Below are 24,415 nucleotides of genomic sequence, written 5' to 3'. Positions count from 1 at the left end.
GGCACATATACTGCGTTTTCTGTCCAGCCTCCTTCCTTACACGAAAATGCTGACATGTGGCACAGCAATGATAGTCACGTTGCATATTTTCCTCACCAACTTTCCACTTTTTCTAGCGTTAAAACATAATAAAAGATATAGTAGATCGTATCACTATCTATCAAACCAGTACTAGCGAAGAAGGGAAATAGTATGACAAAAGCGATCATTCTTTTTATACTGGCCGGTCTTGCAGAAATTGGCGGAGGCTATCTCGTATGGCTGTGGCTACGTGAAGGGACCTCTTATTGGTATGGTATAATTGGAAGCCTGGTTCTTGTTTTATATGGCGTGATTCCAACTCTCCAGTCCTTTCCGTCTTTCGGGAGAGTGTATGCTGCATACGGAGGCGTATTTATTATTCTTGCTGTACTATGGGGATGGGGAATCGATAAGAAAACACCTGACCTTTATGATTGGATCGGATCACTCATTTGCCTGCTCGGTGTTTCCATTATGCTCTGGGCACCGAGAACATAATTCAACAACTTTCAACACTTCGACCGATCTTTATTTAGCGCAAAGTATCCGGTATACGAAGTACATCACCGATCAGCGTCTGCTTGCCCGAACGGATTCTAGTAAGCAGACGCTTTTTTTGTATATCTGTTGATATAAATAGCCGAGAATACTCTTAACTTTAGCTACGAGAAATTCAAACAATCACTCCTGAAAAATACCCTTTCAATACTTCTTTCTCATTCTGATTCCAGCATAAAAAAGCTGCAGTAATAAGGATTCTCTCCCCTTGTTTTTCGAATTGCTCAATTTCCACTTCACAAATAATAGTATCCTGCGTAAATACGGGTCTTAAAAACTCAAACGTCATCTTACGAGCTAGCACATTATAGTCGCCTCCTATTTTGGTTGGCAGCGTAGCCGTCAGTAGTCCTTGAATGATTAATCTTCCCTGTTCATCAGGGGCAACATGATGAGCACCTTCATCACCTGACACCTTAGTAAATAATTCAACATCCTCTACTGTAAACGATCTCTCGAATCTGATAACATCCCCAACCTGCAAACTCATAATTTCCCTCCACCTAAAACTATTATTTACTCACATTTATCTTCACAAAGCTCATCGTTAACACATGTTTCACAATCCTTACACGTTCCATCCAGCTTAGCAAAACACGCCAGTTTGTGTAAAACATGTTTCTTTTGGCTTTCAAAATCATAATTTCGTACCGCTGACATTCGCATTGCTTCTGGTGATCCTCCACCATGCAGGCTGATAAGGGCGTAAAATCCACCTTCCTTCGAGGCGGTCAAATCTTCAATAAACCGCGCCATCGTTATACGCTCAGCCGCTGTTACCCCATTCCTGCCAGTCAGGTAGCGATCAATCAACTCTCCAGATTCTGGATCACCAATATCTTCTGGAGTAGGAGCAGTTGCCACGATTCCTCCGCTGATTTCATGGGCAATACGAAAAATATCATATACTTGTTCCGCTAGCATCAGTTTTCCAATATTGGATTGCACGGAATCCGGGACGAAATTTCCGGCTACCGTTTTACGTCCATAAACAGAGGCTGCAACCCCTGTTGCATAAAACCCTTCGGTAATCCGGATCAGTTCACTCATACTTCTGCGAATGTGAGAAACGTCCGTATGTGGAAGACCGTTATATTCTGCCATAAGAGCTGAGGCCCCAATAATCATATCGCCCAATCCAGCACGGGCACCAATACAAGAATGTCGGTGGTGATTCGCGAATGCCTCAGCTAACGTCCCCGTATATTCCCATTCACCACACAGGAAAACTCGCTCCCATGGAATAAATACATCGTTGAATATTACAAGTGCAGTCGATTGCCCAAAATTAGAGCTAAAAGGTGCTTCAGTATCTTCTGGTCGACCTGCCGGTTTTGCGATGATTTTCAAACCAGGGGCATCGATCGGAACGGCAAAAGACACAGCATAGTCCACATCTTCCTTATTCATTGCACGAGTAGGCAGAACGATAAATTCATGGACGTACGGAGCACCTGTTATATTCGCTTTTGCCCCACTTACAATAATCCCCTTCTGATTTTTTTCAACTACATGCACATAAAAATTCGGATCGGATTGTTCATGGGGCCGTTTGCTCCTGTCTCCTTTGGCATCTGTCACAGCCGTTCCACATGTCAAGTCATGCTTTTGAACATGGTGAAGATACTCAGTAAACACAGCAAAATAGTCCGTGTTTTTATCCGCATCCATCATAGCAGTTACCTCGGCAAGTGCAGCAAGCGCATCGTGCATAAGGTAACGCTGTCCACATCCGGTCCATTTGCAAATCAGACGAGTCATTTCTAACTTTTTCAATAAGTCATCTCTCGTAAAATCAAGCGCATTTAGTCGATTTACCTTCGTTCCATCTTCTAAGGTAGCTAGCATAATATCCTGATGCTTCTTCTGTTGGGCTAATTCATATGTTACAGCGATTGCATTGATTCCAGGTTTAAATAGTGGTTCGTCTGCAACGCTCTCCACTTTCTTCCCCTTTACTTGAATATCAGGTTTGTACTCTCTTAGGCTTAACACATACTCTTTACCTGTCATACGTTTCATACTCGATCCCCCCGTTACTTACTAATCAAAATATTCCTCTTAAGAATACTGACTAGTTAGTTGGAAATTTGCCTACCAAAAACGTATTGGTTACTGAAGCAGCGTTTTTAATAATTCAATTCGCGCGGCAATATAGCTCTCCAAGGTAAATTTCTTCGATAAAGACCACCTCCGAAAAGCCCACATTTGAGCTTGAACAAGAATATCTTCTGCTATAAGAGGTACTGATTCGGGCTCAACGTTGAAAATACCAACCTCTATTCCTTTTTTAATCTGATTCTCAAGATAGCTGCATAACCTTTGTTCCCTGCTGAGGAATGATCTACGAGCTGCTTTATCTAACGAAGCAGTTTCCTGGTACATAATGAGAACATAATCGGACACTTGATCGATAATTTGATAAAGCGCAGTCACATCTTGTGCGATTACATTCATAGGATCGGCAGTCTCTGGAGTAGCTGCATACAAAGCTTGCTCAATCAATGAATGAATATGACAACAGACCAAATACAAAATATCCTGCTTATTTTTTACATATTGAAACATAGTCCCCACATTCATTCCTGCTGCATCTGCTATTTCCTTGGTGGTAGTTGCATGATATCCTTTTTCCGAAAAAATCTTTACTGCTGCATCAATGATTTCCGCTCTTCTTTTCTTGACTCGCTCTATATCTTTGACTGAGGTTTCTACAATGTATTCTTCTGTGTATACTTCACTCATTTTATTCCCTCTGCAAAATTAACTGATTAGTCAGTTTTTTAAAATAATTTTACTTTTTTATTTTTGTATTTGTCAATGATTATTTACAGTTTGCAATGTTGCGCAGCAGTATCTGTCAAACTAGTACCAGCCGGAGAGCATAAATAAAATCCCTTTCTACACAAAGCAGAAAGGGATTCGGGCTGCTATTCAATTTCAAACGCTGTATTCCGCGCATTATCCGAGTCTTCCGGCTGCGCACCGAAATCAGCAAAATCCACTTCACTCTCCACAACTGTCGTAGTCAAGCGTGGATAGCCTTCAATTTCCACTTCTACTACGTCACCTGGTTGAACCGGACGAGAGTTAGCCGGAGTCCCGGTCAAAATCACATCGCCTGGCTCCAGTGTAATCAAACGAGACAAGTCTGCGATAATATAGTCGAATGCAAATTTAAATGTGCCTGTATTCCCTTCCTGCGCCACTTTGCCGTTCACATACGTCCGAACCGTCATATTATGCGGGTCTACTTCATGCGCTGGAATAAGCGTCGGCCCCATCGGACAGAACCCGTCCTGTCCTTTTACCCGCAGCATCGATCCAGCATCCGAAGTGCGGAAGTCATGCAGGCCGTAATCAATCACCGGGCTGTATCCGGCAATATAATCCCACGCCTCCTCGCGCGATACCCCTTTTGCTTTTTTACCGATGACAAGCGCAATCTCTCCCTCGTAGTTCAAATACTGGGTGTTACGAGGTCGGGCCACTTCTGCACGGTGTCCAGCAAGAGAGGAAAGAGGCTTCATAAAGTAAGACGGCCAGCGCGGGTCCTTGATCCCAAACGCTTCAATACGACTTGGAAAATTCAAGTGCATCGCAATGATTTTTGTCGGCTCGATCGGTGTTAGAAAATGCGCCTCCGATTCATGAACTTTTTCCCCATTCTCTAAAAAGAGAATCTCGCCTTCTTTATATCCTTTTACAATCTGCTCCCCACGCTTTACACGAACGAATTGCATTCATTTTCCTCCTTCTATCACAGATGAACCTTTTTTAGCGTTTATGTTGCTCCACTACTTCGCCACCAATCATCGTGTAGCCAAACGAATGATAGAAACCACCGATGATTTCTTTTGGTTCAAGCGCTTTCAATTCTTCAAATGGCGAATCAAATACTTTAATGTCTGCCGTTCCTTCCCAGATCGGACTGCATTCTTTATCGACCCCTTTTACCGTTACCATTTCATAAAGAGCAGGCTCCAGGCTATCCCATCTCGGGAAATGACGGCTGTTGTACTGCGGCGGATTATTCACCTGCGGGCCTTTTTCAGACAGACCAGTCAAGTTTACTTGCGCTTCGATAAGGCGTCTGCCTCCCACCGAAAGCGTAGCGCCAAACTTGCCACCTGGAGCAAGACGCGGGCCTGCTTTGCCTACTGTAACCGGACGGGACATCCATACATCTCCGTGTTTTTTCGGGAATCCTTGAACCCAGCCGCGCAGCATGGCAAAGTCTTTGTCCACCCATATGTAGACGCAACGACAAATCGGCTGTCCTTTGTATTTCGCCCCTACATACACCATCGCTTCTTTGTACTGAGCGTGGTATGGATCAAGCCATTCCTGTCCGTTATCCGTGCACGACTGCCAGTCTGCAAAAATAACCGAGACAGCCCCCGGATCATCTGCCGGTTCCAATTCGTCGGGCAGAAGGGCGATTACCGCATCTGGATCTGTGCGATATTCAACCAGCAGCATATCACCCGAATAATGCCAGGGAGGAGCCGGTAACAGATTTGCTTTTCCTTCAGGAGAAAGCGGCAAGGAGAAGCCATTTAACTTTGACATACGTTCATCTTCCTTTCCATGCAAGGTAATCGTTTACAATGAATTTATCATATCTAACGTTTTATATCAAATAATTTTAAATATTTAGTCTTATTAAGATGGTTTTCGTTTCTTTACTTTTCTACCTTCCCCGCCGCTTGAATGAAATACGCAAACAGCTTATGCTCCACTTCATCCTTCAACTTTTCCGGATGCCACTGCACACCTAATGCCAGCCAGTCGCCACTTGCTTGCACTGCCTCAATAATTCCGTCTTCACTCCAGCCGATCGGAGTCCAGCCATCTCCTACTGTTTGTACACATTGGTGATGAATGGTGTTTACTGTCCGGGTTACACTTCCGTATACATCGGCTAGAATCGAATCTTCTGCAAACGACACGATATGATTCTGACTTAAGATATACTCCGGCTTCCCCTCGTTTTTCGGATGAAGCGGAAATACTTCATGCAGATCTTGCAGCATCTTCCCCCCAAAAGCGACCTGCATAATTTGAAAGCCCCGGCAAATTCCAAGTGTCGGTAATCTCCTTTTATACGCCTCGTGCAATAAAGCAATCTCAAAAGCGTCGGCACCAGACTTTACATCGTAAGACTTGCCCTCATTTGTCTGACCGTAACTAGCAGGATCGACATCTCCCCCGCCAGACACAAGCAACCCATCTAGCAAATCCAAATACAAGGGGGCAGCCTCAGGTTTGGCATGAGGCAGAAGAATAGGCATTCCTCCTGCCTCTTCAATGGCTTCCACGTATTCTGGTCCAATCGTATATAAATCCGTCTTCTCACCTAAAAAAGTAGGTAAATCTCGTCTCCATGTAGTAATGCCGATTAACGGCTTCTTTGCATGTTTATAAGTGGTAGACATATTCGTTAAGCTCCCAGTCTGTTACATATGTTTGATACCGTTCAATTTCCGTTCTTTTTACAGCCGTATATGCCGTAACCATCGCATTCCCGATTAAATCACACAAGTCTTTATCTGCATGTAATTTTTCTAGACTTTCTGTCAATGTTCGCGGCAGTGATTTCCCTGGTTCCGTCTCTGGCTGTAATTCCATTTCCTTTATGATTCCGTTATAACCGGCTAACAGACATACCGCAGAAATCAAATACGGATTCGCCGCCCCATCGCCACCCCGTATTTCCATCCGGCTGCTAGAACCACGTTCTGGAGGAATCCGAATGAAGCGATGGCGATTGTCATAGCCCCAATCGGCCGCTACCGGCGCAATATTATTCGGAATGAGCCGCTTATACGCATTAATGGTCGGAGCCAGGAAGGCAGTAAGAGCCGGCGCATGATGCAATATACCTGCCATAAAATGTTTCATATTTTTGCTTATTCCATCTCGTGCAGATGGGTCGGAGAAAACATTGTGATGATGATGCTCATCTACCAAACTAAGATGAAGATGAAAGCCCGATCCTGGCTGATCCGTAAACGGTTTGCCCATAAATGTGGCCATCAAGCCGTTACAAGCTGCCACTTCTTTGATCATGTTTTTAAAACTGAATGCCCGGTCAGCCGCAGCAACACTTTCTCCGTGCAGCATATTCACTTCAAATTGACCGCCACCATGCTCATGATTCGCAGCGGTCGCCTGCAAATGCAAACTTTTACCCGCTTCCATAAATTTTTGCATTAGCCCCCGCTCATCCGAACGGTATCCTACTGTATAAATCAAGCCCTGCTTGTCGCTATATCGCTCCCAGCTATTCCCCGACTTTTGTAACAGATAAAACTCTAATTCGTGTGCAAGAATAGGCGTGACCGCAAGATTCTCCTTAAATAGCTTCGTTACCCTTTTTAAAAATTGCCTGGGCGAAATATCGATTTTCCGTCCCTCATGATCAACCAGATCAGCCAGACACTGTACTGTATCCTTCTCCCACGGGATCATCGCTAGAGTCGATAAGTCCGGAATCGCTTTCATATCCGGGTAGCCACGATCCGGCATTTCGGGAGCATGCAGCGGACTTCCATCAAGGCCATCTACAATATTCCAGTAGCAAAATGCCTGCCCTTCTTCCACAACAGAAGGGAAGAATTCTAACGGAATATCCTTTCCACGCGGAAATCCGTGAATATCACTATACAGCAGACGGACAAACTTAACCCCTTTTTGCTCCAATTCCTGCATCGATTGCTCGATAGCGGACTGGCGCCCTTTGTTATTGCCTATGAAATTTGCACCGATTGCCATGGATTCGCCTCCCTATCCGTATAGATTATCCTTCCCATCCTGCTGCTGGTCTTGGAAACCAGATGTTCACCTGGCCTGTTCCTGCTGACGCCTCATACTCAGAGAACTTCTGCCCCGGAGCCGTCCATGCTTTTTGCCCGAGTGCGCCTGCCATCATGAGATAATGTCCGAAGCGCCCCTCTGGGCTGAATGTGCGGAATTCAGGCACAAGATCAATCACGTCACCATGTTTCCCTTCCAGGAATAAACTGATGATTTTTTCATCAATTTCACGCGCTTCTGGAGAAATGAGGTATTTCGGATCATATTCTTCATACACCCTGATATCACGCAGCGAATAAAACTTGTGTGAAAGTCCGCCAGAGCCTAGCAACACAACGCGCCGGTTGCTTTTTTCAATCGCTTCCCGCAGCATTTCTCCGAATCGCAGGAAATCTTCCGGTTCTCCTGTTTGTGATGTCCCAATAGAAAGCACTCGTTCCCCACGATGCAGATGGTGTACCAGATTGACCGTGCCATAATGGATCGGAAGGTTTGCATTCCGGCTTACATGAACCCACACATCATCATAGTTTTTCGCTGTTTCTTCAATAATCGTCGCCAGTTCAGGGTCGCCGTCATAGTTGTACGGAATATCCTGCAAACTGCGCGGCATTTCATCTGATGTGTGAAGCCCTTCATAATGCTCACGCCCGTCTACGACCATTTCAAATGTCGTATGCCAGTGTGAATCGAAAATAATGAATGTATCCGCATTTAGTTGATCAAGCACTTCAGAACGCAGTCGTTTCAATCCTTCGATCAGCGTTGTATCGCCTTTTCCTTTGTTCATTTCCAGTCGAACCCGCTCCGGTAACATAATCGTCGGAACATGCGACAAAATAGCAGCCCCAATAATTTCACCCATTTATATCACTCCTTATTTTTTACTAGGATTTTTTATGAATTGAATGAATCTGTCTTATGAGCTAGCGTGACAATGTCACAGAAGAAATCAAAGCTCCAATCCCCACCTTCGCGTCCGATCCCTGACTTCTTGCTTCCGCCAAACGGAGCCGATAAGTCACGGGCAAAAAATGTATTAATCCATACGGTTCCGGCTGTGATTGCGCTTCCAACTCTTTTCGCTCGTGCTTCATTTCCCGTAAAGATCGTAGCAGCTAATCCGTACTCCGTATTGTTTGCCATTTGAATGGCTTCTTCTTCTGTGCTAAAAGTCTGGAACGTCAGCACAGGGCCGAATACTTCCTCTTTTAAAATCTCCGCATGTTCTGGAACGTCTGTAAACAATGTCGGTTCAAAATACAGCCCGCCCAGTTGTTCAGATACGTTACCACCGTACAAAAGTCGTGCTCCTTGCGCTTTCGCACGCTCGACAAAGCCTTCTACTTTGTTCATATGTTCGCGTGTGATTAACGGCCCTACATCCGTCTCTTCGTTACGCGGATCACCGAGTACAATCTTTTTCGCCGCTTCTGTCATCGCCGCTAAAAAGCGATCGGCAATGGACTGTTCAACAAGAATCCGGGTACCTGCCAAGCATACTTGCCCCGCATTATCGTACTGTCCGATCGTGGTCCGAACGGCCGCCTCAAAGTCACTATCCGCGAAGACAATGAGCGGAGATTTCCCACCTAGTTCCATGCTGGCAGGAACGATGCGGTCCGCTGCTACTTTTCCGATGATGCGTCCGGTCTCAACAGAGCCCGTAAACGAAATACGGCTAATCCCTGGATGTCCGGTCAACGCCGCTCCCGCTTCTTCGCCAATTCCCTGCACAATATTTAATACACCAGCAGGAAGGCCTGCTTCTTCTGCGCAATCAGCAAGCAGAGAACAGGTGAAAGGTGCCCATTCCGGCGGCTTCACAACGACGGTATTTCCCGCGGCTAATGCCGGACCTACTTTCCAGGTTGTTAACATGAGCGGTGCGTTCCACGGCGTAATTAGAGCCGACACCCCCGATGGTTGATAATGAACACTATACTGGGTCCCATTCGACTCCCACGTTTTTCCCTTTAGATTTTCCGCCCATTCGGCAAAAAAACGAATATTAAGCGCAGCGCGTTTCATGACACGCTTGCGGCCCGATTCTAGCAGTGATCCGTTGCTCATCGTCTCTACTGCTGCTAGCTCTTCAACCCGACTTTCAAGAACATCAGCAAAGCGGCGCAGGTAGACACCGCGCCCTTTTGGGCCTAATGCCGCCCATTCTGGATACGCTTTCAAAGCTGCGCGTACTGCGGCATCTACTTCTTCCGCTCCCCCCGCTGCCACTTCTCCTAACACAGATTCATCTATCGGGCTAATAACTGTAAACGATTTTGTCGAGGAAATACGCTGTCCCCCAATATAATGGTCTGGTGATACAGGCACATTCGCAACGATGATTTTCTCTCTCGCTTTTGTTACCAACACAAGCACCCCTATCTTCTTGAAAATTTTAAATTATTAGAACCTTTTGATACTTTAAGATTATTACAGGAATATTCCACTGTCAAGTCATTTGTTATCTAACGATATCTATGAATATATTTCTGTTTTTTTGTAAAAAAAAGCCGGTCTCAAAAGTCGTACATGACGATTGAGACTGGCTTTTCATTCAGGGTCATCCATATTTCGAATGATTCTTCTAAGCAAATTTGTAATAATTTTTTGTTCGAGTTCCGTTAACCCTTCAATAATTTCAACTTCTCCCTTATTAAACTTAGGGTATAAATCTTCAATGACTTCTCTCCCCTGATCCGTCAGCTTTAGTTGGACCAGTCGACGATCACGCTGATCTACTAGCCGCATACATAACTCTTTCCGCTCTAATGTGTTTGTAATGCTGCTGACAGTCGCTACCGTTACTCCCATCAGCTTGGCTGCCTTTCTCATCTCAAGCGGCTCCCATATCCAAAGGTTATGTAACAAGTCAAATGCAGTCCAAGAAAGATTATAAGCAGAGAGAACTTCCCGCTCCATTTTTACTCGCATGCGCTGGGCAGCCCGGTATAAATTCGTTACAACGGTCATCGCTTCAAAATTATATGGCTGACCATTGAGTCGGTCTATAATATCTTTTTCCTCAGGCAGAAAATCGTCTTCAAACATATGTATATCCTCCTACCATCTGCGATGTAAAATGATTCCATACAATGAACTCATTATATCATTTGATAGTTGATAAAACTATTCTTTCTTGGTGGATGGTTTATCCAAAGTGTAATGGAGGAGCGGGATCGGGCGGGGCCTCGTCACTTTGGTACGCTTACGAAGAAGTGGGGACTGTCCGCTCCCGCTCCTAGCACGCTTTGGTTAAACATCATCAAGCAAGATCAAGATGCTAAGCTTTGCTATGCAGGTAAAAAAATAAAAGAAGCATGTTTTCAAAAAGCCAGTGTCTATCGAGCAAATCTATTCTGACATCGCGTGTTTTTTGTAAAACGAAACGTTGTGCGGGGAGTGGGAGAAGGGAGGAGCTCAAGTGCCTGTATGCGCCTACTCAGCGGAGGGAGAACGACGAATGGGCCTTTGCCCGCAATCCTTCTATGAATCAACATCACATGCCTTTCTTTGCGGGCGAGTTCGTCGAGCTCTCGGAGCGGACAGTTCCCACTTCCCTGCAAGCATACCGAAGCGAACGGCTCCTCTCTTCTCCAACTCCCTCTCACCAAACGTTGTCGACATTACAAAAAAAGAGCTGCCCCGCCGCCATGTTCTGGCTTCCGAGACAGCCCACTATTGTAACGCAGCTAAAACGAATCCTCTTTAAACATCTCGACTTTTTTCGTGAAGCCCTTACTCATAATAGCCAGATAAATAATCCCGAGCGCAAGCCAGCTTCCCCCTACAATATGCCCAATACGATCCATCCCCCACATGATGTAAGCGCATACAACCAATCCAGCCAGTGGAAATACTACGTACGGAACAAATGCCGTAAACGAACGCTCTTTTCTCTTGATGTAGTACTCGATGAATACAGATAAATTCACACAGAGAAATCCGATTAACGCACCGAACACAATGATCAAAAACAGCACGCTTAAATCAATCAAAACGGCACCGATATACCCGGCAGCTGCCATAAATAAAATACTGTAGGCTGGTGTTTTGTATTTCGGATGAATATGTGCGAAAAACTTGGGCAGTACACGTTCACGCCCCATTCCGTATAACAAGCGAGAAGCGGCTGCCTGCCCTGCCAGAGCTGTTGAAATACCGGAAAGCGAAATAATTAACGCCAAAAGCGTAGCCAGCCCGCTCCCTCCCACAAGCGTTGCAATCTCGAAAAAGGCTGTATCTGGGGACTGAAAAGCGGTGAAATTCGGGAATGTTAACGTAGCAAAATAAACTTGGGCCACATACAACACCGCACTTACAATACAGGCTAGTACCGCAGCTTTTCCCACCATTTTCCCTGAAACACTTGAATCTTCTGCCATCGTTGTTACTGCATCAAAGCCAAGGAAAGAAAGAACCGCAATCGATGCTCCCCCGATCAGAGAAGGCCACGTAAAGGTTTGTGCATTGTAAATCCCTTGCATCGAAAAAACACTTCCGACACCTACTCCATGAAGCAATGCTTTTATCGCAAAACCGACAAACAAAACAATACTTATGACCATAATTGCAGTCATAAAGGTATTTACCCTTGAAGCAATCTGCGTTCCGATACAATTAAACACCGTTACTGGAACGACAAACAAAAGCAGCATTAACCAAAGTGGAATAGATGGCAGCAATTCCATCGCATAGATTGCGCTCAGTTTATATAACAAAATAGGAATGAGCACATAATCGAGCAGCATACACCAGCCCGCAATAAAACCTACATACGGATGAATCGCCCGTGATGTATAACTATACGTAGACCCTGCAATCGGAAAGGCCTCTGCCATTTTACCATACGAATACGCTGTGAATATCATCGCGACCAGTCCAACAATATACGACAAAACAGCATGCCCCTGTGATACTTGTGCAAGCGAACCAAAAAGAGTCTGAGCGGAAACAGGTGCCATAAAAACCATTCCAAATATAACCAAGTCACGCGTCTTTAATACCCGTTTTAATTCTGCCTTGTGACCAGATGCTCCAACCGTAACCGACCCATTAATAGAAGTCGTTTCTGTTTCCATAGAAAAGCTCCCCCTCTTTTGCTAGGATTATCTATTCTGGCTATTCTAGCAGCTACATACGAGAAAAGCTTCTTCCTTGTATCTGGTTATATCAGGAAGAAGCGATCCCAAGCTATTTTACTTTGTGGTCTGTAATTCGGCTACCGGCTCATTCAAAAACTGCTCAACTAGCATTTTGGCATGTTCTTTTTCTGCAATTTTGTAGTTTAGAGCTGTCATCCGATAAGCGTCACTGAGATAGAACCGCTCGTACAAATCACCGCGTCCAGCAAGCTCTGAGCCGATAAAGTCCCAGCCGAGACGGAATAAGCGAATGCGCTGTTCGGCATCAGAATTTCGTGCCTGATAATATTTTGTAATATCTTTCGCCAGCGGTCCGTTCATGTCTTTCAAAGATGGCGTAAGCATATATCCACCGCCGCCGATCACTTTCAGCAGTTCAGTAGCACGTGGAATCCATTTCGGCATCAAACCGCGCAGCGCAATCAGCGGCTTATCATTCGGTGCCCAGATTCCTTTGCCATCAACTTCAAACGCCCCTTCCTCGGCAGCCACTACACCTGCGCGTGTCATCTCCATCATGTTCCAAATTTCCCCGAGTTTTTCTTGCACATGATCGAATGTATTTACCCCTGTCGTATCAGCAATCATATGGCCAAGGCCAAATGCAAACTCAAGTTTTGTTAAGGCGCGGTTCATCGCCTGGAAGATGATATAGTTTCTCCAGTATCCATCTCCAATAACTTCCGAATAACCTACTGTATCCCCGTCCATAAACACGCGATCTTTTGGTACGTGTACATCATCGAAAATAACAACCGCATCCATTTCATCAAAGCGAGCGGACAGCGGATAGTCAAATTTATTTCTCTCTTTGCTGTAAGAATCACGACAGATAAATTTAAGTCCTGGCGTATTCATCGGAACCGCGAAGCAAATCGCATATTTCTTATCCTGCAGGCGAATATCGCTTCCCGGATATACTGTTAATTCATCCGCAAACGGTGCTAATGTCGCCAGCATTCGCGCGCCGCGTACGATAATGGCGTCTTCTGTTTCCCCAACTTTGTGTAGGGACACTTCTCCGCCACCCTGCTCGGCTTCCGATACGGAACGGTCTACCTGTGGATTAATAATAGAGTGGGTCATAATTAAATCGTTATCCCGAACGTACTTTTGATACTTGATCATATTTTGTGCACCTTGCTCATTCCCACGACGAGCCCATACGTCCGCATGACCTGCAAAACAAGCAAATGTTGTATTCATATAATCCGGGCTTCTTCCCATTAAGCCAACAGACGCTTCCGCCCATACTTTCATCGCTTTGCGAATTCGTTTAATATCTTCTTTGCTTCTCGGGATCAAGTGAGTAATTCCAAATTTTTCACCTGTTTCCGGGCAAGTAGCTGTCATAACTTCCGGATATTTATGCTGCAAATCGAACAATTTTGCGATATGCTCGGCTGCTCCTTTAAACGCCGGGTGAGTCGTTACATCTTGTATTAACTCTCCGTCTAACCAAATCTCACGTCCATCGTTTTTCAAACCCTCAAGAAATTGCTGCCCTGTCCGTACTGCCATACTAAACCCTCCCTATAATAAAGATGAAATAATAACGCTTACATTTTTAGTGGAAATATACCGCACACTCTACCTTTTCCACGTTCCTCCTTGCCATTGTTAGAATTTATTAAATCGTTAAATACTTAACGTTTGATACCAAAATAATAATATGGGTGTTCTCCCATGTCAATATAATATTTTTAATTATCTAAACATTTTCAAAACTATAACTATTGAGAGGTAATAAGGACTATACTCATTATTTATCCATCATTTTATGATACAATAATCCTACAAAGGCTATTTGTTTATATCTAGTTGAGGTGTATACATGAAAACACGACTACTCGCTTTTTTTCTCTGTATCCTTGCTTTCATCGGGATTTTTTATGGGATATGGTGGATGACGAATAAATTCAACCATCAGGCATCCCCACGAGCACAGCATGGTCTCCTCGATTTATCCACATGGGATTTCACGAAAAATGGCGCTGTTCCTCTTACAGGGGAATGGGAGTTTTATCCGAACCAACTGCTGACCCATCATGACTTTGTAGTTTCACAGCCTACACCAGAGTACGTGCCTGTTCCATCTCCCTGGAATCGTTATATCCGTAACGGAAAGTCGCTTTCGCCCTTTGGAAGTGCCACCTATCGCTTACAGATAAAGCTGCCGCATGCAGAAAAAGTATTCGGCCTTAAAACATCGATCATCCGTATGTCAAATCGTATCTATATCAATGGCAAACAGCTCGGAGCAAGCGGCATTCCGAAAACCGATGCTACCTATTCTCCCGAAAATACACCGTATGCCCGCTATACGCAACTATCGGGTGGGATCGTGGAGATACTCGTTCATGTCGCAAACTATGACTACACTCCTGGCGGAGGAATCATCGATCCGATTTATTTCGGGGAACAGGCATCCATCTCGTCTTTGCAAAATAAGGCCTTGCTGTTCGATTCCATTGTCATGACGAGCTTCATCATAATGGGGCTGTATTTGTTTGGTCTGTACACACAAAGAAGAAGCGATTTATTTTTACTATATTTCGCACTGTATTGCTTGGCTGCGATCTTTTATGAGGCTACACACGGCGAGAAAATATTGTACATGTTCGTCCCATCCATCAATTATTATGTATTTGCCAAACTACAATTTCTCTCTACCTCGCTCAGCGGGATTGGCCTAACAATGTACACGTATTATTCCTTCCGAGAGCTATGCTCCAAATGGGTGATTCGAATCTGTCTGGCAGTCGGAATCTTCCTGGTAGCTGTAGTTGCTTGCCCGTTATCCGTTCATAGTCGTTTTGAGATTTTGCAAATTATGTTTGTTCTTTACATATGGATGTATCTCACATACATATCAATACTAGCGTCCATTCGTCAGGTAGAAGGGGCTTTCTATCTGATTTTTAGCTCGCTTTTCTTAATTGTGTATACGATCATGATCGCGCTTAATATTATGGGATATTTACCTTTGAACATTGTGCCACCCTTTTGGCCTGTTCTATTTATCTTGCTGCATTCGCTCTGGATGTCGCTACGCTTTTCCAACGCATTCAAAAAAGTGGAGGAGCTATCTGTAAAACTATTAACATTTGACAAACGTAAAGATGAATTTCTCGCTAAAACTTCTCATGAACTGCGAACGCCGTTACATGGAATTATTAACATTGCCGAACTATTGCTGCAAGACAAAAAAGAAGAACTAGAGCCAAAGCAAAGAGAAGGCCTCGTCGCTATTCACTTGATCGGAAAGCGGCTTGCCACACTTATTAATGATATTGTTGATATATCGAAAATCAAACACGGTGAACTGCGCATTTATCCCGTTCCGGTTGATACGAGAGCCGTAGCACAGATGATTATATCTTTCTTCGAAATGATGCAAAAAGAAAAGCAGCTTCTCCTCCTCAACCAAATTCCAAACGATCTTCCTCTTGCCTATGCGGACGAAAATCGCTTGAAGCAAATTTTTTATAATCTAGTGGATAATGCAATAAAATATACAGGTAGCGGAAAAATGGAGCTCTTGGGCTATGTAGAAGGAAATTTTGTAACGATTTCCGTAAAAGATACCGGGACAGGAATTCCAGCAGAAAAATTCGAGGAAATTTTCGACTCCTTCCATCAACTTGAAGATCATATGACAAGTGAGAATCCGGGAATCGGTCTTGGGTTAAACATTACGAAACAGCTCATTGAATTACATGGTGGGACGATTCGCGTTCAGTCTACAGTAGGAGAAGGTTCATGCTTTACTTTTACATTACCAGTAGTAAATGAAGGGGATAAAGACATACAGGAACACACTTTGTTCACCAATGCCGAGCCTGCGGCTGCGGCTACTGCTACTCTATCATTTTCTACGCCATATAAGTTATTGAAAGAATCGACTTATACCGTACTTGTCGTCGATGATGAATACTCGAACTTAAAAGTGTTGCTCGACGCGCTCGATTCGATGGGCCATTCCGTCATTGCAACCAAAAATGGGCAAGAGGCACTGGATATGCTTCACAGCCATCCGACGATTGATTTGGTGATTCTAGATCTCATGATGCCGCGCATGTCCGGCTTAGACGTATGCCGTACAATCCGGGCTACTCATAAACTAACAGAGATCCCGGTTCTTATCCTAACAGCAGCGGGACAAATTGGTGACATCATCGCTTCTTTTGAGGCAGGGGCTAATGATTTCTTACAAAAGCCTGTAGAACTTCCTGAGTTAAAAGCACGAGTAGAGTCATTGCTCTTACTGAAAAAATCTGTTCAAGAAGCCCTGCAGCATGAGCTGGACTTTTTACAAGCGCAGATTACCCCGCATTTTCTGTATAATGCGCTCAATACGGTTATCTCTCTCTCCTACAAAGATGTAGAGAAAATGCGCGATATTATTAATGATCTCACGTATTATTTGCGAGCCAAGTTTGACTTCCATAACCAGGAACGACTTATCCCACTTGCCCAGGAGCTTGAACTAGTACGGGCTTACTTTGGCATTGAGCAAGTACGTTATGGAACACGACTACGTGTTATTTTTGAGATCGATGAGACGGTTCAATGTTTATTACCTCCTCTCACGATTCAACCACTCGTCGAAAACGCAGTCCGCCATGGGATTGCTCCGAAACTTTCGGGTGGAACGATTACACTCTCGATCTCTCAAACGGTAGATATGATTTATATTACTGTTGCTGATGACGGGGTGGGAATTGCGGAATCCCGCCTGAAAGAAATTGTTGTGGGTCAGTACAAAGGGGTCGGTCTCCGAAATGTGGATAGGCGTTTACAAAGCTTCTATCACTGTCGCCTGCAAATCGAAAGTTCTGATCAGACAGGGACAACAATTACAATAGCATTACCAAAGGAAAAACTACTATAAAGAAGGGCTAGCCTTGAGAAGTCATGTTTCATGTCCTCTTGAGGCTAGCCCTGTTATTTTCCTTTCTGTACTACTTATTATCGCATTCCCCCTTCCTTTATTAACATGACTACTTTTGTCCCTTCTCCACTTGCACTTTCGATTTGCAGCTGACAATTATACATCGTTTGCAGGCGTTTATTGACATTCCTAAATCCAACTCCATCGTATTGCCCGTCAAGAATTTGACGAATGCGTTCTTGCGGCATTCCAACTCCGTCATCTTCTACCGTAATACAAACCTCGTCTCTCATTTGTTGAATGGAAACTTTCACCGTTCCCCCGGAAACTTGTGGGGCAATTCCATGTTGAATTGCATTTTCTACAAGCGGTTGAATGGTTAGCGGAGGAATAAAGCATGCAACAGCCTCGTCAATATCAAATACAATCTGAAGCCGCTGCGAGTACCGTACCTGTTCAATCTCCAGGTAGGCTCGTACGAGTTCAATTTCTCGCTGGATCGGGACGAATCGCTCTGTACGATTAAAATCAAACTTGGCACGTAAATAGTACGCTAAATCATGAATGATCTCGCGCATTTTTTCACTGTCCTTATACGAGAGCGATACGATGGTATTCAGCGTATTGTATAAAAAATGCGGGGTAATTTGCGCTTGTAAAAAATCCAGTTCGTTCTGAATCGCATGTTGCGCTGATTTTTTCATAAGCAGCAAAGAATCGACTCTAGCCTTCAATTCCGCAAGCTCTACAGGTTTTTGCAAAAAGTCATTGGCCCCCGCTTCAAACGAAGCAAGAATATCCCCGACTTGTCCGGTTGCTGTAAGCATAAGAATAGGCAGTTCACTTAAGCTAGACGTTTGTCGAATGTGCCTACACACCTCTAACCCAGACAAGCGCGGCATCATAAGATCCAGAATAACCAAATCAATATTCGGATGACTTTGCAGTACCTCAATCGCTTCCTCTCCATTTTTTACCGCAATCACCGAATACCCCATCGAGTTCATGGCATTCATCACAATTGTTAAATTCGAATACTCATCATCTACGGCTAATACTGTATAGGCGCCGTTCTTGATCATTTTGTGCGGAGTGGAAAAAGAGACGTCTCGTCCTCCTATATTTTTTAGGGAATACACGTTTTCTTCATGTATTTCTTTCTCCCTTTCTTCTTTTGCGATTGGTAGCGTAAATGTAAAGCGCGTTCCTTCTCCTATATTTGACGCTACCGTAATTGTCCCCCCGTGTAATTCGACTAATTGCTTGGTAATGTTTAAGCCAAGGCCAATTCCGCTATTCTCCCGGGTCATATGTGCCTCTAATTGATGAAACGACTGAAAAATTTCATCATATTTATCTTCCGGAATTCCTGTTCCCGTATCTTCCACAACAATCTCCAGCCACTCACCCTGTACGTAAGCCAAAAGTTCAACCTTTCCATGTAACGTATATTTCAGAGCATTATCAACTAAATTATAAAAAATCTGATGCAGACGATTCTCATCTACATAAGCAGGGGGTAAGTCTTGAGGAATATGGTTAAGAATCCTGATTCCTTTTTCGTGCTGTAACGTAGAGAAAATAGCCAGCACCGTCTGAGCACTCGTTCTTACATCAATACAAGATGGATAAATAGATAATTCACCCTGCTTCATTTTCGAAACGTCGATAATATCATGAATAAGGTTAGAGAGGCGCTTTCCTGTTGAATGAATCAAGTATAAGCTCTCTTTTTGTCTAGGATGTATCTCTTTCCCGATGTCGTCTAACAATAGCTGCGTCAGGTTAATAATTCCATGCAGCGGCGTTCGTAACTCATGCGAGGTTTTGGCGAGAAATTCATCCTTTACCTTATCAGCCGTTACTAATTTCATGGACAACTCTTCATTCTTTTTAAACACATTATAAAACCGAAGTGATATCCAAAAAGAATGCATAACCATAAATAAGAGCGGCTCAAAAGGAGGTAAGAGATTCATAGATGAATATCCATCTACATTAAGCGTTGTCTCCACCATTGCAATCATTAATGAAAGAGCTCCAATTGTAACGTAGCCGGCTCCTTCCACTCTTCTAACAGCTGCCAATACGGAGATATAAATCATATAAAAGTACGGGATACTCCCCAAAAATGCGAAACTGAAATCCAACTGTGTATAAACGGTCATCGGAAAAATAAGAAACATAATCATAAGCACACTGCCTATAAAGACAATCACCCGAACAAACCACAAAAAACATAGTTTTGGAAAAGAGAAATACGTATACAAAACTAGACTGACAGCAGAAATCGTACCTGAAATAACTTGCAGTCTTTGAAACAAAAAGTAATCAATGTGGGGAAAGAACGTATACAACACCTTCTCCCCATGTGTAACAGTATAGAGTGCTGAAAAAAAACAAAAAAGAGCGAAGCATAATACCGATCTATCTTTTCTTCTTTGTATGTATAATCCAAGAAAGTACACACCCATAAGAAAAAAGCTCGTCAGCATAATCCAATCGAATAGAAGTGCCTTTTCTCGTAATGCGGAAATAGCCGCCTGGCTTCCAAAATAAATCGCATGTGAAATTCCGCCGTTAGGTGCATACACATAATTAGAAACTTGAACAATAATATCCAGCTTAGCGCCTGATACATTCACATAGCGCACGTATGGCGTGTTTTTCGGCGAATAGGTTTCGGGGCTTCCTGGCACTCCACTCGATCCTACCAGCTGCCCATTCACATAGATTTTATTTGCCATACGAATGTTCGATGTTTTAATCCCAACGATCTGTTCACGACCTTTTAGCTTAATTTGCAGACGATACGTTGCACTACCATAAGAAGAACGCTTTTTGCCATTGATGCTATAATGATTCCAGAAAGAAGGGACTTGGACATACGTCGGCGTTTTTTCTTCTCTTGTAAAGTCTTCTGGTACAAGCAATTGATCTGGGTAAAACGCCCACTCCCCATTCAAAGGAATGGCCTCCTGTTTCCCAATATCCCATGTTGATAAATCAAGGATACCATGGTGGGCGGATGGTATCTCTTTTGACTTATTTTTTTCAATAACTGCCCAAAAAAGAGTAAAAATTACAGCAAAAGATAAAAGACATATTCCAAATGCCAGTAGCCTTGTTCTCATGCATGCCCCCTGTACCGCAACTTTTTCACAGTAAAATATCGCCACAACAAAAAAGGCTGGAACGTTGAGGCTCCAACCTTTTTTGCTTATAGTCGGCTCTACTCGTACCCACTTTCATCTTACCAAATGCTTCTAAACATTTTCTGAACAAATAATGTGCAGCGCCTAACTTTTTCACCGCTTGCCTATTATTGTTGTTCCGTCAGAATACGTGGGCCATCTTTGGTAATCGCCAGTGTGTGTTCATACTGTGCCGAAAATTTGCCATCTGTCGTCCGCGCCGTCCAGCCGTTCGCATCCATCTTGCTATGCCATGAGCCTATGTTGACCATCGGCTCAATCGTAATGACCATTCCTTCTTTCAAGCGCATTCCTTTGCCTGGTTTGCCGTAATGAAGTACAGCCGGGTCCTCGTGAATCGTTTTCCCAATGCCGTGACCGGTAAAGTCCCGCACAACCGAAAATCCGGCTGCCTCGACATATGACTGGATCGCGTGCCCGATATCGCCGAGTCGATTGCCGATTGTCGCCTGTTCAATTCCCTTATACAATGATTCTTTCGTTACATCCAGCAATCGCTCCACTTCGGGTGAAACCGTTCCTACCGCATACGTCCAGGCAGAATCAGCCAATGCTCCATCCAAATTCACGACCATGTCAATTGTAACGATATCGCCGTCTTTTAGCGGTTTTTTATTCGGAAACCCGTGACAAATCTCATCGTTTACGGATGCACATGTCGCGTATTTATAACCCTGATAGCCTTTTTGCTCCGGTGTTGCACCATTCGCTTTTAAGAACTTCTCCACAAATGCTTCGATCTCCCATGTGGTAATTCCCGGTTTGATCATCGCAGCGATTTTTTGGTGGCACGAAGCAAGGAGTTTACCTGCCTCATGCATCCGTTCAATTTCTTTTTCATTCTTCAATATGATCATGTCGTAACGCTCCTCTGTTATCCGTGACGTTCAAAAAACTATTCCTATCAACTGTAGCACTCCGATCGTGAACAAGCAACATACCGCATACATGGAATAAGCCAGCTATTTTCCTCTCCACCAATAAAGAATATGAAACGAAACAATCGTATGACATTGCTGAATAAAGGTTTTATAATGATGAGGCAACATACCGGATACATTCCTATTTTGTGTAAGAAGATCAGACAAAACATGCTGGAGAAACGATACAGTTGCATAGCTGTGCTAGGGAAGTACTCGCTACTTTCTGGCTTAGCCATACACACAATGCCAATAAGATTTGCATAGAAAAATTTGCTCGGATTTTTCTACGATCCCGGAGAAAAGGTAGCAACAATAGAAACGATGGTTGTACCTGATGGAAATGAGATAATAATGAATTTAACAGATTAATAATATAAAATAGTCGGGGAAAATGAAAACAACAAAAAAGTGAGGAATTATGAGAGAATATACATATGCCCAAAATAGAAAAGAACTGTACTTGAAATTTGGCATCTTAAAAAAAGACATTGTATTTACTATATCACTTGTGTTAGCAATTATGAGCTGTTTCATACAGGCTCCAAAACTACAGTATATTAATTTTAATGTATTAATTAGTTTATTTAATCTTATGCTCGCAGTAAAGGCCTTTGAAGAACTTAAAATATTGGATAAGCTAGCAGTTGCTATACTGAATAAATGCACTAATAGCAAAAGGGTTTCGGCTATTCTGATATTATTATGTTTTTTTAGTTCTATGTTAGTAACCAATGATGTGGCATTAATAACCTTTGTACCATTAACTCTTATTATTAGTAAAAAAACAAAAATTCGGATGCTAGATACCATTATACTTCAGACTATTGCTGCTAATATCGGTAGCAGTCTAACTCCTATGGGTAACCCTCAAAACCTGTTTATATTTTCTTATTATGGAATTAAGCCGATGCAGTTTTTTACAACTGTCCTTTTACTAGTGATACTAGGAATGATTTCTGTATATCTTCTAAATCATAGGCTGAATAGTGAAGTGCTAGAAATGGAGCTCCCTTCTATTCCTATGGCAGATAGAAAAAAAACAATTGTATGGGGAATTGTTTTTTTTATGATAACTGCATCTATACTTGGAGTTATAAGCTACAAACTTACGTTCATCATCACATTGGTAACAGCATGTATTTTTGACATAAAATTATTAAGAAAGATAGATTATCTATTACTTATTACCTTTATATGTTTTTTTATATTTATAGGAAATATATCCAATCTAGCAGTTGTACACACATATGCGAGCGAAAACCTAAAAAGCCCAACTTCCATATACCTCAGTTCAATACTTTTAAGTCAGTTTATAAGTAATGTACCAGCTGCAATCCTTTTATCGAAATTCTGTATGAATTGGCAGCCTCTATTATTAGGAATCAATATAGGTGGACTTGGTACGATTATTGCCTCTCTAGCTAGTGTAATCTCATATAAGCTGTTTATTAAAAAGAATCCACAGGAAAGTAAAATTTACCTAATAAAGTTTAGCCTATACAACTTTTCGGTTTTAGGATTTTTAACTATAGTTCATTACTTTATATTGGCTTTGATGTAAAAACATTCACTAAGTGGTTCAGTCACATCACCATCAACCTAAAAAAACAAGTCACCCCAAAACGATAAAATTTCAACTTGGTGGCGATGTCCTCCCACTACCAAAACCGGATATAAAACAACGAAAAAGGAGAGAACTAATGAAACTTTTAAACTTTAAACGAAACGCTCAAATTCACCTCGGAATCAAAACAGAATACGGAATCATTGATGTATGTGCTGCTCTTAAGGAAAATCTTACGATGGAACAATTAATTGAACAAGGAGATGCTGGGCTTGCCCAGCTACAATCTCTACTGAATTACCAGAATCTTTCGTACATAGATGAAACAAACATTAGCTACGCACCGATTGTATCAAAGCCAGAAAAAATTATTTGTGTAGGTCTAAACTACATTAGCCATGCGAAAGAATCAAATATGCAGATTCCGGCCTCACCTGTTTTGTTTAGCAAATTTGCAAACGCATTAGCTGCTCATCAAGAACCAATCCGTATCCCTCGCGACTCCGAAAAAATCGATTATGAAGCAGAGCTTGTGATTGTGATCGGAAAAACAGCAAAAGATGTGTCAGAGGCAGAGGCACTCCAGTACGTATATGGCTACAGTGCAGGCAACGATCTTTCCGCCCGTGATTTCCAATTCCGCTCCGGTCAGTGGCTGCTCGGCAAGACATGCGATCAATTCGCTCCCGTCGGACCTTATCTGGTCACCGCTGATGAGGTAGGCGATGCCGGGAATTTGCATATTCAATGCACAGTAAATGGAGAAGTGCGCCAGTCTGCTAATACGAAAGACATGATTTTTAATTGTGCCGCCATCATCAGTTATGTATCACACCATATGACACTGCAGCCTGGCGATATCATTTACTCTGGTACGCCGGAGGGAGTTATCCTTGGATATCCGGAAGGTCAGCAGAAGTGGCTCCAGCCAGGGGATACGGTTGCGGTTTCCATCGAAAAAATTGGGACGTTGACGAATGTGTTAGTGTAGCTAAAAGCTTGTTCTTGATGGTTGATATTATCCAACGTGTAGTGGAGGAGGAGAAGAGAGAAGCAAGAAAGCGCCTGTACGCTTTCTCCTCAGCGGAAGGAGAACAATGAACGGGCCTTTGCCTGCAATCCTCTCATGAAAAAAACGTCGTGGGGCTTTTCTTTGCAGGCGAGTTCATTGGGCTCCTGGAGCGGACAGTCTACACTTCCCCGCAAAGCGTACCGAAGCGAACAGATTCTCTCTTCTCCCCCTCCCACCACCAAAGTCTGGAATCGCAAAAAAG

General features: G+C 43.3%; 18 protein-coding genes. 4 read left to right on the top strand and 14 right to left on the bottom strand.

Annotated features, from left to right (window positions below):
* Positions 1-192: 192 nt before the first annotated feature.
* A complete protein-coding gene (locus PO771_RS07575) occupies positions 193-519 on the top strand; it encodes a YnfA family protein (RefSeq protein ID WP_272562656.1) in 327 nt (108 codons plus the stop codon).
* Positions 520-694: 175 nt separating this feature from the next.
* On the opposite strand, the gene PO771_RS07570 is transcribed toward PO771_RS07575, so the two are convergent.
* From PO771_RS07570 to PO771_RS07515, 12 genes are all read right to left on the bottom strand, one after another.
* On the bottom strand, positions 695-1,069 hold the full coding sequence (locus tag PO771_RS07570) for a hotdog family protein (RefSeq protein WP_272562655.1): 375 nt from the start codon (positions 1,067-1,069) through the stop codon (positions 695-697).
* 26 nt (positions 1,070-1,095) lie between these two features.
* Complete coding sequence (locus tag PO771_RS07565) at positions 1,096-2,601, bottom strand: 4-hydroxyphenylacetate 3-hydroxylase family protein (RefSeq protein ID WP_272562654.1); 1,506 nt, start codon at positions 2,599-2,601, stop codon at positions 1,096-1,098.
* Between the two features lie 90 nt (positions 2,602-2,691).
* Positions 2,692-3,324 (bottom strand): TetR/AcrR family transcriptional regulator, encoded by a 633-nt coding sequence (locus PO771_RS07560; protein ID WP_272562653.1) that lies wholly within the window; start codon positions 3,322-3,324, stop codon positions 2,692-2,694.
* 185 nt (positions 3,325-3,509) lie between these two features.
* Positions 3,510-4,322 (bottom strand): fumarylacetoacetate hydrolase family protein, encoded by an 813-nt coding sequence (locus PO771_RS07555; protein ID WP_272562652.1) that lies wholly within the window; start codon positions 4,320-4,322, stop codon positions 3,510-3,512.
* A gap of 34 nt (positions 4,323-4,356) precedes the next feature.
* Positions 4,357-5,151 (bottom strand): acetoacetate decarboxylase family protein, encoded by a 795-nt coding sequence (locus tag PO771_RS07550; protein WP_272562651.1) that lies wholly within the window; start codon positions 5,149-5,151, stop codon positions 4,357-4,359.
* A 113-nt stretch (positions 5,152-5,264) separates the two neighbouring features.
* Positions 5,265-6,017 (bottom strand): gamma-glutamyl-gamma-aminobutyrate hydrolase family protein, encoded by a 753-nt coding sequence (locus tag PO771_RS07545; RefSeq protein WP_272562650.1) that lies wholly within the window; start codon positions 6,015-6,017, stop codon positions 5,265-5,267.
* Entirely contained in the window at positions 6,001-7,356 is a 1,356-nt protein-coding gene (locus PO771_RS07540) for a glutamine synthetase family protein (RefSeq protein ID WP_272562649.1), read from the bottom strand. Before PO771_RS07540 ends, PO771_RS07545 begins: the two co-directional genes overlap by 17 nt.
* A gap of 25 nt (positions 7,357-7,381) precedes the next feature.
* Positions 7,382-8,263: a DODA-type extradiol aromatic ring-opening family dioxygenase gene (locus PO771_RS07535; RefSeq protein WP_272562648.1), complete on the bottom strand. Its 882-nt coding sequence runs from the start codon at positions 8,261-8,263 to the stop codon at positions 7,382-7,384.
* 32 nt (positions 8,264-8,295) lie between these two features.
* Positions 8,296-9,771, bottom strand: a complete 1,476-nt coding sequence (locus PO771_RS07530) for an aldehyde dehydrogenase (protein ID WP_272562647.1) — start codon at positions 9,769-9,771, stop codon at positions 8,296-8,298.
* 183 nt (positions 9,772-9,954) lie between these two features.
* Positions 9,955-10,452 carry a MarR family transcriptional regulator gene (locus PO771_RS07525; RefSeq protein ID WP_272562646.1) on the bottom strand — a complete coding sequence of 166 codons (498 nt, stop codon included), beginning with the start codon at positions 10,450-10,452 and terminating at the stop codon, positions 9,955-9,957.
* Positions 10,453-11,093: 641 nt separating this feature from the next.
* Positions 11,094-12,482: an APC family permease gene (locus PO771_RS07520; RefSeq protein ID WP_272562645.1), complete on the bottom strand. Its 1,389-nt coding sequence runs from the start codon at positions 12,480-12,482 to the stop codon at positions 11,094-11,096.
* Between the two features lie 117 nt (positions 12,483-12,599).
* Positions 12,600-14,066, bottom strand: coding sequence for a 4-hydroxyphenylacetate 3-hydroxylase family protein (locus PO771_RS07515; protein ID WP_272562644.1), 1,467 nt, complete (start codon positions 14,064-14,066; stop codon positions 12,600-12,602).
* 313 nt (positions 14,067-14,379) lie between these two features.
* Between PO771_RS07515 and PO771_RS07510 the strand changes: the two genes are divergently transcribed.
* Positions 14,380-17,439, top strand: a complete 3,060-nt coding sequence (locus PO771_RS07510) for an ATP-binding protein (protein WP_272562643.1) — start codon at positions 14,380-14,382, stop codon at positions 17,437-17,439.
* Between the two features lie 77 nt (positions 17,440-17,516).
* On the opposite strand, the gene PO771_RS07505 is transcribed toward PO771_RS07510, so the two are convergent.
* Together PO771_RS07505 and map are read right to left on the bottom strand one after the other, a co-directional pair.
* Complete coding sequence (locus PO771_RS07505) at positions 17,517-20,405, bottom strand: hybrid sensor histidine kinase/response regulator (RefSeq protein WP_272562642.1); 2,889 nt, start codon at positions 20,403-20,405, stop codon at positions 17,517-17,519.
* Between the two features lie 356 nt (positions 20,406-20,761).
* Positions 20,762-21,511, bottom strand: coding sequence for a type I methionyl aminopeptidase (gene map, locus PO771_RS07500; RefSeq protein WP_272562641.1), 750 nt, complete (start codon positions 21,509-21,511; stop codon positions 20,762-20,764).
* 484 nt (positions 21,512-21,995) lie between these two features.
* On the opposite strand from map, the gene PO771_RS07495 reads away from it, so the two are divergent.
* Complete coding sequence (locus PO771_RS07495; protein WP_272562640.1) at positions 21,996-23,138, top strand: SLC13 family permease; 1,143 nt, start codon at positions 21,996-21,998, stop codon at positions 23,136-23,138.
* 139 nt (positions 23,139-23,277) lie between these two features.
* Entirely contained in the window at positions 23,278-24,132 is an 855-nt protein-coding gene (locus PO771_RS07490) for a fumarylacetoacetate hydrolase family protein (RefSeq protein ID WP_272562639.1), read from the top strand.
* The last annotated feature ends 283 nt before the right edge of the window (positions 24,133-24,415 follow it).

It is taken from the genome of Aneurinibacillus uraniidurans (assembly GCF_028471905.1).
GTDB classification, from domain to species: domain Bacteria; phylum Bacillota; class Bacilli; order Aneurinibacillales; family Aneurinibacillaceae; genus Aneurinibacillus; species Aneurinibacillus uraniidurans.
Note: the sequence above shows the minus strand (reverse complement) of the source record. Positions and strands in the feature narration are given on the sequence as shown.